13 protein-coding genes are annotated in these 15,932 nt (G+C 62.8%); 11 read left to right on the top strand and 2 right to left on the bottom strand.

The genetic code is table 11. The features are described 5' to 3' along the window. The first annotated feature begins 5 nt into the window (after positions 1 to 5). Genes DBW_RS06750 through DBW_RS06765 form a run of 4 tightly spaced genes read left to right on the top strand, consistent with a single transcriptional unit; the run spans position 6 to position 4,632 of the window. The gene (locus DBW_RS06750) at positions 6 to 1,115 is read left to right on the top strand and encodes a protein-glutamate methylesterase/protein-glutamine glutaminase (protein ID WP_066726077.1); all 1,110 of its coding nucleotides are present in this window, start codon (positions 6 to 8) and stop codon (positions 1,113 to 1,115) included. Positions 1,116 to 1,140: 25 nt separating this feature from the next. Beyond that, positions 1,141 to 2,019 (top strand): sensor histidine kinase, encoded by an 879-nt coding sequence (locus DBW_RS06755; RefSeq protein WP_066726080.1) that lies wholly within the window; start codon positions 1,141 to 1,143, stop codon positions 2,017 to 2,019. Positions 2,020 to 2,054: 35 nt separating this feature from the next. After that, positions 2,055 to 2,531, top strand: coding sequence for a chemotaxis protein CheD (locus DBW_RS06760; protein WP_066726083.1), 477 nt, complete (start codon positions 2,055 to 2,057; stop codon positions 2,529 to 2,531). A gap of 46 nt (positions 2,532 to 2,577) precedes the next feature. Continuing rightward, the gene (locus DBW_RS06765; RefSeq protein ID WP_066726091.1) at positions 2,578 to 4,632 is read left to right on the top strand and encodes a putative bifunctional diguanylate cyclase/phosphodiesterase; all 2,055 of its coding nucleotides are present in this window, start codon (positions 2,578 to 2,580) and stop codon (positions 4,630 to 4,632) included. A gap of 17 nt (positions 4,633 to 4,649) precedes the next feature. On the opposite strand, the gene DBW_RS18450 is transcribed toward DBW_RS06765, so the two are convergent. Further along, positions 4,650 to 4,790 (bottom strand): hypothetical protein, encoded by a 141-nt coding sequence (locus DBW_RS18450; protein WP_157471816.1) that lies wholly within the window; start codon positions 4,788 to 4,790, stop codon positions 4,650 to 4,652. Between the two features lie 160 nt (positions 4,791 to 4,950). Between DBW_RS18450 and DBW_RS06770 the strand changes: the two genes are divergently transcribed. From DBW_RS06770 to DBW_RS06780, 3 genes are all read left to right on the top strand, one after another. Beyond that, a complete protein-coding gene (locus DBW_RS06770; RefSeq protein WP_066726094.1) occupies positions 4,951 to 6,858 on the top strand; it encodes an ABC-F family ATP-binding cassette domain-containing protein in 1,908 nt (635 codons plus the stop codon). A gap of 202 nt (positions 6,859 to 7,060) precedes the next feature. Then, positions 7,061 to 9,601, top strand: a complete 2,541-nt coding sequence (locus DBW_RS06775; RefSeq protein ID WP_066726097.1) for a bifunctional aconitate hydratase 2/2-methylisocitrate dehydratase — start codon at positions 7,061 to 7,063, stop codon at positions 9,599 to 9,601. A gap of 275 nt (positions 9,602 to 9,876) precedes the next feature. Then, a complete protein-coding gene (locus tag DBW_RS06780) occupies positions 9,877 to 10,398 on the top strand; it encodes an RNA methyltransferase (protein ID WP_066726099.1) in 522 nt (173 codons plus the stop codon). A gap of 14 nt (positions 10,399 to 10,412) precedes the next feature. Here the strand turns inward: DBW_RS06780 and DBW_RS06785 are convergent, their stop codons facing one another. Beyond that, a complete protein-coding gene (locus DBW_RS06785; RefSeq protein WP_066726102.1) occupies positions 10,413 to 10,844 on the bottom strand; it encodes a CBS domain-containing protein in 432 nt (143 codons plus the stop codon). A 338-nt stretch (positions 10,845 to 11,182) separates the two neighbouring features. Between DBW_RS06785 and DBW_RS18090 the strand changes: the two genes are divergently transcribed. The 4 genes from DBW_RS18090 (at position 11,183) to DBW_RS06805 (ending at position 15,859) form a co-directional block, all read left to right on the top strand. After that, on the top strand, positions 11,183 to 11,650 hold the full coding sequence (locus DBW_RS18090) for a c-type cytochrome (RefSeq protein WP_197463743.1): 468 nt from the start codon (positions 11,183 to 11,185) through the stop codon (positions 11,648 to 11,650). Between the two features lie 147 nt (positions 11,651 to 11,797). Continuing rightward, entirely contained in the window at positions 11,798 to 12,691 is an 894-nt protein-coding gene (locus tag DBW_RS06795; RefSeq protein WP_066726108.1) for an ATP-binding protein, read from the top strand. A 532-nt stretch (positions 12,692 to 13,223) separates the two neighbouring features. Continuing rightward, positions 13,224 to 14,627 carry a group II intron reverse transcriptase/maturase gene (ltrA, locus tag DBW_RS06800; RefSeq protein ID WP_066724184.1) on the top strand — a complete coding sequence of 468 codons (1,404 nt, stop codon included), beginning with the start codon at positions 13,224 to 13,226 and terminating at the stop codon, positions 14,625 to 14,627. 212 nt (positions 14,628 to 14,839) lie between these two features. Beyond that, positions 14,840 to 15,859 carry an amino acid ABC transporter substrate-binding protein gene (locus DBW_RS06805; RefSeq protein WP_066726111.1) on the top strand — a complete coding sequence of 340 codons (1,020 nt, stop codon included), beginning with the start codon at positions 14,840 to 14,842 and terminating at the stop codon, positions 15,857 to 15,859. Positions 15,860 to 15,932: the final 73 nt, after the last annotated feature.

Consider the following 15,932-nt stretch of genomic DNA (forward strand, 5'->3'; position numbering starts at 1 on the left):
GGATTATGCCGATTTTGCCGTCCCCAGCAAGGACCAAACCTGCCAGCGACCCGATCCGGGTCCTGATCGTCGACGATTCGTCGGTGGTGCGGCAGACGCTGACCGCGATTCTCTCGGCCGATCCGCAATTGCAGGTGATCGGTACCGCCGCCGACCCCTACCTGGCGGCGGAGAAGATTCGCAAGGAGATCCCGGACGTCATCACCCTCGACATCGAGATGCCACGGATGGACGGCCTGACCTTCCTGCAGAAGCTGATGAATCAGCACCCGATCCCGGTGGTGATCTGTTCCAGCCTCACCGAAAAGGGGGCGGACGCCACCCTGCGGGCCCTGCAGTACGGGGCGGTGGAGATTATCAACAAGCCGCGGCTCGGGGCGCGCCAATTTCTCGAAGAGTCGGGGGTGCTGATCCGGGATGCGGTGAAGGCGGCGGCGGTCGCCCGGCTCCGCCCCTTGAGTGCCCTGCAGCGGCTGGTTCAGCCCAAGCTGACCGCCGATGCGGTTCTGCCGGCGCGCGCGCCGGGGGGCGTGCTCAAGACCACCGAAAAGGTGGTGGTGATAGGCGCCTCCACCGGTGGCACTGAAGCCTTGCGGGTGATCCTCGAGACCCTCCCCCATGATGCGCCGGGGATGGTTGTGGTCCAGCACATGCCCCAGGAATTCACCGCGGCCTTTGCCCGGCGCCTCGATGGCATCTGCCGGGTCGAGGTCAAGGAGGCTGCCGATGGGGACAGCGTCATTCCCGGTCGGGCGCTGATCGCCCCTGGCAACCGCCACGTCCTGCTCAAGCGCAGCGGCGCCCGCTACTATGTCGAGGTCAAGGACGGGCCGCTGGTCTGTCGCCATCGCCCCTCCGTCGATGTCCTGTTTCGGGCCGCGGCCCGCTATGCCGGCGCCAACGCCATCGGCATCCTGTTGACCGGCATGGGCGATGACGGCGCCCGCAGTCTGCTCGAACTGCGGCAGGCCGGGGCGCGGACCCTGGTCCAGGACGAAGCGACCAGTATCGTCTTCGGGATGCCCGGGGAAGCGATCCGGCTCGGCGCCGCTGAGCGGGTCCTTCCCCTGCCGGAGATTGCCGGGGCCCTGATGAAGCTTTATCACGAAGGGTGAGAAGTCACCCCAACGGGAGTTGCCAATGAAGAAGTGGAGCGACGAGGAACTGCTCAGCGCCCTGCGCCAGCGCCTGGATGCCGACCGCCAGGCCTTCAACGACCTGACGGTTATGACCCGCAAGCTCGAAGAGGTCAACCACCGGTTGCAGCAATCGGAGTCGCTGAAGAGTCAATTCCTCTCCAATATCCGTAACGAAATCAACAATCCCCTGACGTCGATCATCGGCCTGGCGGGACAGCTTGCGGCGGGCAAGGCGGGGGACAGGGCGACCGATTTTGCCGAAATGATCTATGCCGAAGCCCACGGCCTCGACGCCCAGCTGCAAAATATTTTCATGGCGGCAGAGCTTGAATCGGGCGAAGCGCTCCCGGAGTGGGCGCAGGTCGATGTCAGCGGGGTCTTGAAGAGCCTGTGCGACCGCATCGAATTCCGCTGCCGGGAAAAGGGAGTGGCCATCAACCTCCAGGTGGCGGACGACCTCCAGTTTGTCAGTGATCAGCAGAAACTTTCCCTGATCGTCGGCAATCTGCTCGCCAACGCGGTCGATTTCAGCCCTCCCAACAGTGCCGTCGGTCTCTTCGCCGAGGTCAGCGGTGAGGCGTTGCAGGTTGTCGTTGCCGATGCCGGTCCCGGGATCGCACCTGAAGATCAGGATCGCGTTTTCGACCGGTTCTGCCAGCTCGACACCGGCACCACCAAGCAGCACCGGGGCCATGGCCTCGGTTTGAGCATCGCCCGCAGCCTGGCCCAGGTCCTGAGCGGCAGCCTGACCCTGGAAAGCACCCCTGGTGAAGGTTGCCTGCTGACCCTGGTCCTGCCGGCGCCGGCGGTCGGCGCCGAGGTGACCGATCATGCCACCGCCGGCAACCTCTTCATGTTCGACGAACCCGAAATCTTCTGAGCTGGCAGGTTGCCTGCCGGCGTCGAGGGGCGTCTGTGGAATTGAAATCCCACTATCTTTATCCCGGGGCACTCTTTGTTCACCCCGAACCGCACCTGGTGACCACGGTGCTCGGTTCCTGCGTGGCGGTCTGCCTCTGGGACCCCCAGCAGGCGATGGGCGGCATCAACCACTACCTGCTGCCGCTCTGGAACGGGGAAGGGTTGCCGACCCCCCGCTACGGCAGCGTGGCGATCCCGCGCCTGGTCGAGCGTCTGATCGAGTTCGGGGCGCGACGGGAACGGTTGCAGGCAAAGATTTTCGGTGGAGCCTCAATGTGGAAGTCGAATGAAGGTCTGCTGGCGGTCGGGGAGCGCAACATCTCCCTGGCCCTCCATCTTCTGGAGGAGTTGCGGATTCCGATTCTCGGCAAGGATGTCGGTGGCATGCAGGGGCGTAAAATTGTCTTCAACAACGGTACCGGGGAGGTCCTGTTGCGCCGCCATCGCGGCCAGTTGCAACCGGCGGCCTGACCAACGCCGGGATTTTGTTTCATGCGTGGGGGAGCATCCGAAGCAAATGCGCAGTCCTTTTCTGAACCTCAAATACTATCTGGCGGGCCTGGCTCTGTTCTGGACCCTGGCGATGGTCGGCGGGACCGTCCTCCACCTGAACGAGGAGGATAGCCAGGTCGTCGCCAACGCAAGGATCGAGGCCGACGCCCTCATGCGGCGCGAGGTTCTTGCTCTGCAATGGAGTGCCCGCCAGGGGGGGGTCTACGTCCCGGTCAGCGCCGAGATCCAGCCCGATCTACGGCTTGCCCGGCTGCCGGAACGGGATGTAACCACCCCCAGCGGCAAGATCTTGACGCTGCTTAATCCTGTCTGCAAAACCTTGCCGGACGACGAACTCGACGCCCGGCGCTATGGTGGCGGGCATTTGGTCAGCACTCGGTCGCCGGATTCCGGTCAGGCGCCCGATGCCTGGGACGTTCAGGCCCTGGAAAAACTCCGCGCCGGAGAAGCGGAAGTGAGCAGCCTCGAACGGCAACAAACGGAGGAGTTCCTGCGGGTGATGCGCCCATTACAGTTTGCGGGGCACTGCCAGGAGTGTCATCCCAGACAGGATTCCGCCGGGAAACCGGTGCAGGCCGGCATCAGCCTGCTGGTCCCCTTAACGCCGCTGCGGCTCGCCGTTGCCGCCCACCAGCAGGCGTTGGTCTCGCGCTATCTGCTGCTCTGGCTCGAAGGTATAGGGGCCCTGCTGCTCGGGTTCTGGATTCTGCGCCGGCAACGGAAGCTCGCCGAACAGAGCGAGGAACGACGCAGCCAGGCCGAACGCTCCATCAACTATCTGACCTACCACGACCCCCTCACGGGCCTCCCCAACCGGCAACTCTTCGACGACCGCCTGCGGCTGGCCCTGGTCCATGCCGGACGTCTCGACCAGCAAGTGGCGGTGGTTCAGTTCGGTCTCGACAAATTCAAGCACGTCAATGGCAGCCTCGGGCATGCTGCTGGCGATTCGCTGTTGCAGGAGGTCGCCCGCCGCCTGTCCCTCTGTCTGCGTCCCGACGATTCCATAGCGCGTTTCGGGGCCGACCGTTTCTTGCTCCTCTTCCCCGGGTTGCGCAAAGCCGAGGACGCCGCCAAGGTCATCGAAAAGGTTCTGCTCAGTTTCGACCAGCCGTTGTTGGTGGAGGAGCGGGAAGTCTTCCTCTCCGCCAGCAGCGGCATCGCCCTCTTCCCCGCCGACGGCCGGGACAGCAATACCCTGCTGCGTAATGCCGAATCGGCCCTCAATCGGGCCAAAGATCTGGGCCGCGGCACTTTTCAGTTTTACGCTCCGGCGATGAACTTTCGAGCCGTCGAACAGATTGCCCTCGACGCCGGTTTGCGCCGGGCGCTGGAGTTGGGCCAACTGGAGGTCCATTACCAGCCCCAGGTCGATGGTGTCACCGGGGAGATCCTCGGTGCCGAGGCTCTGCTGCGTTGGAATCACCCGGAGTTCGGGCTGGTCTCTCCCGACCAGTTCATTCCCATGGCCGAGGAGAGCGGGCAGATTCTGGCCATTGGCCGCTGGGTGCTGGAAACCGCCTGCCGCCAGACGGCCTGCTGGCGGACCGATTTCGGCAAACCCCTGCATATCGGAGTCAACCTTTCCCCACGGCAATTTCAGCAGCCGGATCTGGTGGAGATGATCGAAAGTATCCTGGATGCGACCGGACTGCCGGCCGAAGCCCTGGAGATCGAAATCACCGAAGGGATCCTGATCCGTGATTTCGATCAGGCTTTGGAGAACCTGACCGACCTGAAAGTACGCGGGGTCAAGATCGCCATCGACGATTTCGGCACCGGTTATTCGTCCCTCTCCTACCTGGTAAAGTTTCCTATCGATCGGCTGAAGATCGATCGCTCCTTTGTCGCCGGGCTCGAAAGTGACGCGGGGAACCAGGTCGTCGTCAACTCGATCATCGACCTCGCTGCCCGCATGCACATCGAACTGATTGCCGAAGGGGTCGAGACCGAGAGCCAGCGTGAAATCCTGCTGCAGAACCGCTGCCGCTATATGCAGGGCTTTCTCTTCGGCCGGGCGGTCAATGTCGGAACCTTCATCGGCCTGCTCTCCGCCTGAGAGTGATATGCCGGCCGCTAAAACGCTCTTCCGCGGTCGGCGCGAACAGGGAGGCTCTTCCCTGCCCTTCGTGGCCGCGAATCCTCCTCTTCCCCGTCCGGCAACAACTGGCTCAACCCCGCCGCCAGCAACCCGATCAACATCACGAATTCGAACATGGTCTCCTCCTCGCCTGGTTGGTTACAGGGTGAACCGGGCCTGTGACAGAATGTGTCGCAACCCTGTGCAGCCCTGCCTTGGCTTTCGGCGCGGGGAGGTGTATAAGAGTCGGGCGATCGCAAAGTATTCCAACCTGAATCCTGAAATCTGGCCGTCTTCATGAATGTCGTTGATCTGCAGAACCTGCACAAAAGTTATGGCGCCCGCACCATTCTGGATCAGTGCAACCTGGCCGTGGCCGAGGGCGAAAAGCTCGGCCTGATCGGGCGTAACGGCTGTGGCAAATCGACGCTGCTGCGCATCCTTGCCGGTCTCGAGGAGGCCGACGGCGGCCAGCTGCTGCGCAAGCGCGGCCTGGTGGCCGGTTATCTCAGCCAGGAGCCGGAGCTTGATCCGGAGCAATCGATCCGAACGACCCTCGAAGCCGGTCTCGGCGATGCCCGGCGGCACCTGGACCGACTCGCAGTCCTTGCCGATCGGCTCGGCGGCGCCACCGCGAGCGAAGCGCCGGCCCTTCTTGACGAACAGCAGCAGATCCAGGCCTGGCTCGACCTGCACCAGGCCTGGAACCTCGACCACAAGGTCGAACGGGTCTGTGCCAGCCTCGGTCTCGACCAGTTGGAGCGCCTCGTCGGCACCCTTTCCGGCGGCAACCGCAAACGGGTGGCGCTGGCCGGTCTGCTCCTCGCCGAACCGGAACTCCTCCTTCTCGACGAACCGACCAACCACCTCGATGCCGATACCGTCGCTGCCCTCGAAGAATTATTGCTCGCCTATCCCGGCGCGGTGATTCTGGTCACCCATGACCGCTATTTCCTCGACCGGGTCGTGACCCGCATCGCCGAAGTCGAGGCCGGCCAATTGCAGCTCTTCAGTGGCGGCTACGGTGCCTACCTGGAACAGAAGCAGGCCCAGCTCGAATCGGCCGGTCACCGCCAGGAGCGTCTCCTCAACCTGCTGCGGCGGGAGGAAGCCTGGCTGCGGCGGGGCGCCAAGGCCCGCACCACCAAGCAGAAAGCACGCAAGGACCGGGTCGCCGAACTACAGGCCCAGAAAGCCGCCCCGACCCGCGGTGATCTCGGTCTCGCCTTCGCCAGCGAACAGGGCCTCGGCAACACGGTTCTCGACTTCGACCACCTCGGGGTGGCGATCGGCGGACGTCCGCTGGTCGACGACCTCTCCTTTATCCTGCGCCGCGGCGAGCGGGTCGGCATTCTCGGTCCCAACGGCTGCGGCAAGACCACCCTGCTGCGGGTCGCTCTTGGCGAACTGGCGCCCAGCACCGGGCGGGTGGTGCTCGGCCAGAAGAGTCGCATCGGCTACCTCGATCAGGCGCGCAGCGGCCTCGACGACGGCGAGTATGTCCACGAGGCGCTCGGCGAGGGGGAGTGGGTGACGCTTCCGGGTGGGCAGAAACGGCACAAGATTGGCTACCTGGAGGACTTTCTCTTCACTCCCGCCGAGCAGAAAAAGCGCATCGTCACCCTCTCCGGGGGGGAACGGGCGCGCCTGCTGCTGGCAAAACTGATACTTGAAGGGGCCAACCTTCTGGTCCTCGATGAACCGACCAACGATCTCGATATCCCGACCCTGCAGGTGCTGGAAGGGGCGCTGGTCGAATTCCCCGGTTCCCTGCTGCTGGTCACCCATGACCGCTGGTTCCTCGATCGCGTCGCCACCGCCATTCTCCATTTCGAGGGGGGGCGGCAGGTCGTCGCCTATCCTGGGAACTATCAGGATTTTCTTAACTTTCAACGGTTGCAGGCAGAAGCCGAAGGTCCCGCTGCCGCACCGCCGCCGGTTGCGGTCGTCGAAAAGGTGCGGGAAGGGCGACCGCGGCGGGCCGGGCTCTCCTTTCGGGAGAAGCAGGAACTCGAGCAGGTCGAGGGCGCGATTGCCAACGCCGAACAGCGGCAGCGGGAGTTGGAACTCCTCCTCGCCGATCCGGGGCAGCTCGGTAACCATCAGGCGCTGGCGGCGGTGGCTGCGGAACTCGCCGGGATCGAGGCCGAACTCGAAGGCCTGATGCGGCGCTGGGAAGAGTTGGAGGCGCGCAGGAGCGGCTAGCCCGGAACCGAATTTTCCCCGACTTGGCCGTTGACAAGGGTTCGGGAAATCGTATACAGTATGCAGTATTTCGCATTCGGGAAAACCCCTGCAGGCCGCCTGGAGACGGCGCTTGAAGGGTTCTGACCCGCCCGTAAAAGGTTCATTCCTGCGCCGCCTTGGAGATACCTCCGGCGGTGGCAAACTTATGAGGAGGAGAGAGATGATCGAAACGTATTTGAAACACCAGGAAGAGCGCAATGCCCAGGGCATTCCGGCGCTCCCCTTGAACCCGGAGCAGACCAGGGAGCTCTGCGCCCTGCTGCAGAATCCCCCGGTCGGCAAGGAGGAGTTCCTCAAGGATCTCTTCAAGAACCGCATCTCCCCCGGTGTCGATCCGGCCGCCGAGGTGAAGGCCGGTTTTCTCGCCGAGATCCTTGCCGGCAAGGCGACCTCAAAGCTGATCGACAAGAAGGAAGCGGTGCAGATCCTCGGCACCATGATGGGGGGCTACAACGTCAAGCCCTTGATCGACGCCCTCAAGGATGCCGCCCTCGCCGACGAGGCCGCCTGCGCCCTCTCCGGCATGACCCTGGTTTATGATGGTTTCGACGAGGTCGTCGCCCTCGCCAAGACCAATGCCGCCGCCAAGAAGGTGCTGACCTCCTGGGCCAACGCCGAGTGGTTCACCCACAAGCCGGCGATGCCCGAGACGATCAAGGTCAAGGTCTACAAGGTCGACGGCGAGATCAACACCGATGACTTCTCCCCGGCCGGCGACGCCTGGAGCCGCCCCGACATCCCGCTCCACGCCCTCGCCATGGGCAAGACCCGCTTCCCCGACGGCAACGCCACTATCGCCAAGTTCCGCGCCGAGGGTCACCAGGTCGCCTTTGTCGGCGACGTTGTCGGCACCGGTTCCTCGCGCAAGAGTGCCTGCAACTCGGTCCTCTGGCACATCGGCAACGAGATCCCCTGCGTGCCGAACAAGAAGACCGGCGGCGTCATCATCGGTGGCGTCATCGCTCCGATCTTTTTCAACACCGCCCAGGACTCCGGCGCCCTGCCGCTGAAAATGGACGTCACCAAGTTCAACACCGGCGACGTCATCGTCATCAATACCAAAAAGGGCGAAGTGACCAATGAGGCGGGGGATATCCTCACCACCTTCGAGATCAAGCCGAACACCGTCCCCGACGAGTTCCGCGCCGGCGGCCGTATTCCGCTGATCATTGGCCGGGCGCTGACCGACAAGGCACGCACCGCCCTCGGCATGGGCGCCACTGATCTCTTCACCCTGCCGATCAACCCGACTCCCAAACCGGGCCAGGGCTACACCCTGGCGCAGAAGATGGTCGGCAAGGCCTGCGGCGTCGAAGGTGTCCTCGCCGGGACTGCCTGCGAGCCGAAGATGACCACCGTCGGCTCCCAGGACACCACCGGGCCGATGACCGCCGACGAGCTCAAGGAACTCGCCTGCCTCAAGTTCCTTTCGCCGATGTTCATGCAGTCCTTTTGCCACACCGCCGCCTACCCGAAGCCGGCTGACGTCAAGATGCACAAGACCCTCCCCGGCTTCATCGCCGAGCGCGGCGGAGTCGCCCTGCGCCCCGGTGACGGCGTCATCCACTCCTGGCTGAACCGGCTGCTGCTGCCCGACACCGTCGGCACCGGCGGCGACTCCCACACCCGCTTCCCAATCGGCATCTCCTTCCCGGCCGGCTCCGGCCTGGTCGCCTTCGCCGGCGCCATGGGCTTCATGCCGCTCGACATGCCCGAGTCGGTGCTGGTGCGCTTCAAGGGTAAATTCAACCCCGGCATCACCCTGCGCGACGCCGTCAACGCCATCCCCTACTGGGCGATCCAGCAGGGCCTGCTGACGGTGCCGAAGAAGAACAAGAAGAACATCTTCAACGGCCGCATCCTTGAGATGGAAGGTCTGCCGGAGCTCTCCGTCGAGCAGGCTTTTGAGCTGACCGACGCTGCCGCCGAGCGCTCTGCCGCCGCCGGCTGCATCCAGCTCTCCGAGGAGTCGGTCTGCACCTATCTGCGCTCCAACGTCGCCCTGATGGAGAAGATGATCGCCGAGGGCTACCAGGACCCGCAGACCCTGCAGAACCGCATCGACGCCGTCAACGCGTGGCTGAAAGCGCCGAAACTGCTCAAGGCCGACAAGAACGCCGAGTACGCCGCGGTGATCGAGATCGACCTCGCCGATATCACCGAGCCGATTCTCGCCTGCCCCAACGACCCGGACGACGTCAAGCTCCTCTCCCAGGTCGCCGGCACGCCGATCCAGGACGTCTTCCTCGGCTCCTGCATGACCAATATCGGCCACTTCCGTGCCGCCGCCGAGATCTGGCGCGGCCAGAAGTTCAACCCCGCCGTCCGGACCTGGATCTGCCCGCCGACCCGCATGGATCAGCAGCAGCTCAAGGACGAGGCGCTCTACGCGATCTACAGCGCCATGGGCGCCCGCATCGAGATCGCCGGCTGCTCCCTCTGCATGGGGAACCAGGCGCGGGTGCCGGACGGGGTCAACATGTTCTCCACCAGTACCCGGAACTTCGACGACCGTATCGGCAATGGCGCCCAGGTCTACCTAGGCTCCGCCGAACTCGGCGCGGTGACCACCAACCTCGGCAAGCTGCCCACCCCCGAGGAGTACCTGGCGGTCTACCAGGAGAAGATCGCGCCGAAGGCCGATACCATCTACAAGTACCTGCAGTTCGACGAAATGCCGGAGTTCAAGCAGACGGCTTAACTCAGCGGTGTGCCGGTTGTCGTACCGCTGGCGGCAAGACGACAAAACCCCCGCCCGGGCTATGCTTCGGGCGGGGGTTTTGTCATTGGCAGGGAGAGACGCGACCGATGGTTGCGGCCATTACGGGTTGATGGCCGGTAGCCATGCGCCCCCGGCTCCTTTCGCCGTAACGAGAGTGAATGGGGGTATGATGGTAAAATTGGAGGATTCGCAGGGATGGCAACCGGGTAGCGCGTGAGTTCCGGCTGACCATCGGCGTTTTCACAGCCCGAAGGATGTCGCGATTGGACGAATCGAGAGTTTACCTGGGGCTCATCAACCCCAAGAGCCCGGCTAACGTCGGGGCCGTGATGCGGGCCGCCGGCTGTTTTGGCGTTGCCGGGGTCTACTATACCGGTCAGCGCTACGCCCGGGCGGTCCGGTTCCAGACCGACACCAAAAATGCCGGGGAGAAGATTCCCTTGACCGGGGTGGCGAACATGGTCGATATCCTGCCGCCGGGAACCCGGCTGGTCTGTGTCGAACTGGTCGTCGGGGCGATCCCGTTACCGCAGTTCCGCCACCCGGAGCAGGCTTTCTACCTCTTCGGCCCGGAGGACGGCAGCCTCCAGCAGGAGCTGATCGACCGGGCCGATGCGGTTGTCTATGTGCCGACCGCCGGCTGTCTGAACCTGGCGGCAACGGTCAACATTCTTCTTTATGACCGGGCCGCCAAGGCGGGCCGGGTCCTGGCCGGGGACGCACTGATCCTGGAAAGCCGGGACCGCAATAACCGTCTGAAGGTAAGAGCTGAGTAGAGGATGGCCCCACCTCACCCGGAGAGGATGTAGTTCTCCAGCTGGCTGATCAGGTGCTCCTTGGCGGCGATAATCTCCTTGACCGCATCGCCGATGGAGATCAGCCCGACCAGTTTTTTATCCTTCATCACCGGAAGGTGCCGACAGCGTTTCTGGGTCATCAGTCCCAGGCACTCCTCCACGGTCTGCTCCGGTCGCACGAAAACGACCCGTTTACTCATGATTTCAGCAACCTTCGTCTCGCGGGAGGTCACCCCCCTGAGGACTACCTTGCGGGCGTAATCCCGTTCCGACAGGATGCCGATGACCTGCTCCCGCTCGACGACCACCAGGGCGCCGATCTCCTTTTCCGCCATCAGTTCGAGGGCGGCGTAGACTGTTTGGTCGGGCCGCACGGTCCACACCTCCTGACCTTTCGCCTTAACCAACTCCCGTACCGTTTTCATCCCGACCTCCTTTCCTCGTCTGATCACGTCCCGGCTCCACCAGGTTGTAGTAGAACCTTAATGGCCAGTGGCCAATTGTCAATTTGCCCTGAACTGTGCGCTGCAATCGGAAAACGCAGGGTATTCTCCCAATAAAGGTCGAAACGCTTGAGGGGGCCGTACCTGAGGGGTAGGATATAGCGCTGGCAACAACCTGCGCAGAAATGGTTATCCCTCGAGGTGCAGCTGATTTTGTAGTCTGGTTCTCCATTGCCCGGATAGAAGCATGTCGTCCTGGTTCTAGGTCTACCGCCCAGTCCGAATTCCGTCCACGCGAACCCATCAGATTGGAGGATGTCATGAAACAGTTCGAAAAAAGAGAATGGGGCTTAGCTCTCATGCTCACGGTTCTATTCCTGGCTGGTGCCGTTTTGACCACCAGTACAGTTGCTGAAGAAGTGGCTCGTCCCTCGACCGGTGGCCCCCCGGGAGAGGCCGTTCAGCTTTCCGGGGATGCCGTATCCGGGGCAAAGCTTTTTGTTGATAACTGCCTCCCCTGTCATGGCGCCGAAGGGAAGGGGGGAGTCGCGAACCCGGGGTCTGCCGATGGGACCGTTCCTCCGCTCAACCCTATTGATCAAACGATGGTGAGTCCGGATGCCAAGGTTTTTGCCACCAATATTGATCTCTTCCTGGAGCATGGATCGATTCCGGAAGGGAGCAAACCGGCCATGACCATGCCAGCCTGGGGAGCCGGCAATTTGTTGACCCAGCAGCAAATTGCCGATCTGATTGCCTATCTGATTAAACTTAATCCGGCACCTTAATAGGAGGGCGGCCAAAACCGGGGGGATTGCCGCGCCCGCCGGCGGCCATTGAGCCGCTTTTGGTTTGACACCGGCTCGCCAGACAGGCTATACAGGAAATCTTTTTTTCACCCCATCTACTTTTCCTGTTGTTGAAAGCGAGTCGTCATGATCAACCTGAAACCCGAAGTCGTCGCCCGCCTCGAGCGGGTCCTCAGTTCCGTCGAAATGCTGCTCCCCAAAGCGGTCGCTGCCGTCGACTGGGCAACCTGCACCGCTGCCAACTGGCGGCGCCACTCCTTCTCCGGCTACCTCGAGCCGGTCAAGGTGACCGACACCACCACCCTCGACGAACTCCTCGGCGTCGAGAAGCAGAAAGAGACGATGATCAGCAACACCCGCCAGTTCCTCTTCGGCCTGCCGGCCAACAACGCGCTCCTCTGGGGGTCCCGCGGGACCGGCAAGTCGTCCCTGGTCAAGGCGCTGCTCAACCAGTTCGCCGCCGAGGGGCTGCGCGTGATCCAGGTGGAGAAAGAGGACCTGATCTATCTCTCCGAAATCTTCGCCGCGGTGGAGAACGAACCGTTCCGTTTCATCCTCCTGTGTGACGATCTGACCTTCGAGGTCGGCGAACTGAGTTACAAGATGCTCAAGAGCGCCCTCGACGGATCGGTCTATTCGGCGCCGGAGAACGTCCTGATCTACGTCACCTCCAACCGCCGCCACCTGCTTCCCGAATACGAGAGCGACAAGATCGGCGGCAAGTACGTCAACGGTGAACTGCAGCAGAGTGAGGCGACCGAGGAAAAGGTCTCCCTCTCCGACCGCTTCGGCCTCTGGGTTCCCTTCCACGTCTTCAACCAGGATCGTTATGTCGAGGCGGTCCGTCTCTCGATCGACCGCGAGGCCCGCAAGCGCCAGCTCGAAATCCCCTGGACGCGGGAACTGGAACAGGAGGCGATCAAGTGGTCCCACGACAAGAGCAAGCGTTGTGGCCGCACCGCCTTCCAGTTCGCCAAGAACTATGTCGGACGCTACCTGTTACGCTTGCGGGCGGCCTGATCGGCAACGAGAGGGCAGATAGCCAGGTAAGGAGAAAGGGGGCGGTCCATCATCGGGCCGCCCCCTTTCTCTGTGGTGCGCCAGGCATGGCGCGTAGCGCCTTGACTGGCGCTGTCTGATTCACTGTGGTGGTGAATCAGTGACTTGGGGGTGCAAGTCCCCTGCGGACCCTGATGGCGGGAACCGCTAGCCGGACGGCAAGGGTGTCCATCGCGAGGTGGAATCTGAAGGAAGCCGCAGGCAAACTCCCGGCCCGACGAACAGAAACCGCATGAGGCAGTCTCATCCGGGCGAGAAGGCCACTATCTTCAAAGCCCGATAGCCATCCGGGAGGGTGGGGCTGTAGATGCGGCGGGTAGATGGGAGGAAGGTCACGCGCATTACCCTGGGAGATCTGTCGGTCTGCCTCGTGCTACCGTCACCGTAAGGTGTTGGGACGGGCCGGCAGAAGTCAGCAGAGGCCGTAGTAGCCGGAGTAACCACCCGGCAAAGGGCCGAACACGAGGCGTCGTTTCAGGAGACTCGCGTTTCGATGACGACCAGAGCAGCAGAAGTCCCGGTCGAGATACCGGGAGCCGTCCCGGAGGGCAGCGGCCGGAAGCCGCCAGAGCATGGGAGCGGTGCGTCAAACGTCACGGCAACGAGAGACCCTTCCTGGACGAAAGCGGAAAGGGGGCTGATGGAAGACGTCGTCAGCCGCCCGAACATGATGGCGGCCTTAGAGCGGGTGGAAGCCAACAAGGGCGCCCCCGGCATCGACGAGATGACGACGGGCGAGCTTCGCGGTTTTCTCAAGGAGAAGTGGCCGACCATCAGGGAAGAGTTGCTGAATGGGACGTATCGCCCCCAGCCGGTGCGGAAGGTGGAAATCGAGAAGCCCGACGGGGGAGTGCGCACCCTGGGAATCCCCACGGTGTGCGATCGGCTCATTCAGCAGGCGCTGCATCAGGTGCTGACGCCGCTATTCGATCCGGACTTCTCCGAGAGCTCCTACGGGTATCGTCCCGGACGGAGTGCCTGGCAGGCGGTTAGAGCCGCCCGTCGGCATGTGGCCGACGGCAAGCGCTGGGTGGTCGATATCGACCTGGAGAAGTTCTTCGACCGGGTGAACCACGACATCCTCATGTCGCGGGTCGCCCGTAAGGTCGAAGACAAGCGGGTATTGCTGCTCATCCGGCGGTACCTGCAAGCCGGAGTGCTCGAAGGCGGGCTTGTGTCGCAGAGGGTGGAAGGGACGCCGCAGGGTGGTCCCCTCTCACCTCTTCTGTCGAACATCCTGCTCGACGCGTTCGACAAGGAACTGGAGAGGCGCGGTCACGCCTTCTGCCGCTACGCCGACGACTGCAACATTTACGTGCAGACCAGGCGCAGCGGCCAAAGGGTCATGGCCAGTCTCACCCGGTTCCTGGAGGAGCGGCTGGCACTCAAGGTCAACGTCGCCAAAAGCGCCGTCGACCGTCCTTGGAAAAGGGTCTTTCTGGGTTACAGCATGACCTTTCACAAGAAACCCCGCCTCAAAGTGGCGGAGTCGAGAGTGAAGCGGTTCAAGGCCGGACTCAGGAAGGTCTGCCGACGGGGCAGGGGACGCAGTCTCGCTCAGGTCATCAAAGAAATCACCCCGAAGCTACGGGGGTGGGCCTCTTACTTCCGCCTGGCGGAGGTCAAAGGCATCTTCGAAGAACTGGACAAATGGCTGCGGCGGAAGCTGCGCTGCATTCTATGGCGACAGTGGAAGCGCCCCTATACCCGGGCCAAGAGGTTGATGCAGCGGGGATTGCCGGAAGCCCGGGCGTGGAAATCGGCCACGAACGGGCGAGGCCCCTGGTGGAACTCAGGGGCCTCGCACATGAATGAAGCGTATCCGACATCCTTCTTTCGCTACTTGGGGCTGATCCGCTTGACCGATCAGCACCGCCGCTTTCAGAGCGCCTTGTGAACCGCCGTGTACGGAACCGTACGCACGGTGGTGTGGGAGGACGGCGGGGGCGACCCCGCCTCCTACCCGATGCCCCTCGATCAACAGGGCCAATTCATTGCGGTTCACGATTTGACGCGGCGTGATGTGTACCTTATATTTCTATAGAACACCGTTAGCCAGGTTTCCCAGGAAGATCTTTCCGGTTCCACCCCACCAAAAGGAGAAAACGGATGAAACTGTCAAGAATCATGGTAGTAGTAGCGGTCCTTCTGCTCATGTCCGCCGGGTTGGCCTGTGCCGGCCAGGACCTGGATGCGGTCAAGAAGAAAGGCTACGTCCAGGTTGGTGTCAATGGCGGTGTCTTCGGCTTCGGCATGCCGGATGAAAAAGGGGTCTGGCGCGGGCTCGATGTCGATACCGGTCGCGCCATCGCCGCGGCGGTCTTTGGCGATGCCAGCAAGATCAAGTACACGCCGCTCACCGCCCAGCAGCGCTTCACCGCCCTGCAGTCGGGCGAAATCGACGTTCTCTGCCGCAACGCGACCCGTACCCTGACCCGGGAGACCCAGCTCGGTCTCAACTTCGTCACCGTTAACTACTATGATGGCCAGGGTTTCATGGTTCCCAAGAAACTCGGCGTGAAGAGTGCAAAAGAGCTCAGCGGGGCGACCGTCTGCGTTCTCCCCGGCACCACCACCGAACAGAACGCCGCGGACTACTTCCGCAGCAACAAGATGGACTGGAAACCGGTAGTGATCGAGGCGACCGCCGAGCTTGCCAAGACCTTCTTTGCCGGACGTTGCGACGTGCTGACCTCCGATGCCTCGCAGCTGGCCGGGGCCCGCGCCACCGCGCCCAATCCGAAGGATTATGTCATTCTTCCCGAAATCATCTCCAAGGAGCCGCTGGCTCCCGCGGTTCGGCATGGCGACGACCAGTGGCGGGATATCGTCGACTTTACCGTGCTCGCCATGATCCAGGCGGAAGAGTACGGAATCACTTCCAAGAACGTTGACGAGATGCTCAAGAGCAGCGACCCCGGCGTCCAGCGCTTTCTCGGCGTGATCGAAGGGAACGGCAAGGCCCTCGGCCTCGACGAAAAATGGGCCTACAACATCATCAAGCAGGTCGGCAATTACGGGGAAGTCTTTGAACGCAATGTCGGCAAGAATACTTCCCTCGGAATCGAGCGCGGGCTCAATGCGCTCTGGACCAACGGTGGGTTGATGTATTCGCCCCCCTTCAAGTAAGCTCGTGAGGATGGCCGGGGACACGGCAGAGCGGTGCCCCCGGCCATCCGCTGCATCGACCATGTGGCGTTCT

This window comes from Desulfuromonas sp. DDH964 (assembly GCF_001611275.1).
Taxonomy (GTDB): Bacteria; Desulfobacterota; Desulfuromonadia; order Desulfuromonadales; family DDH964; genus DDH964.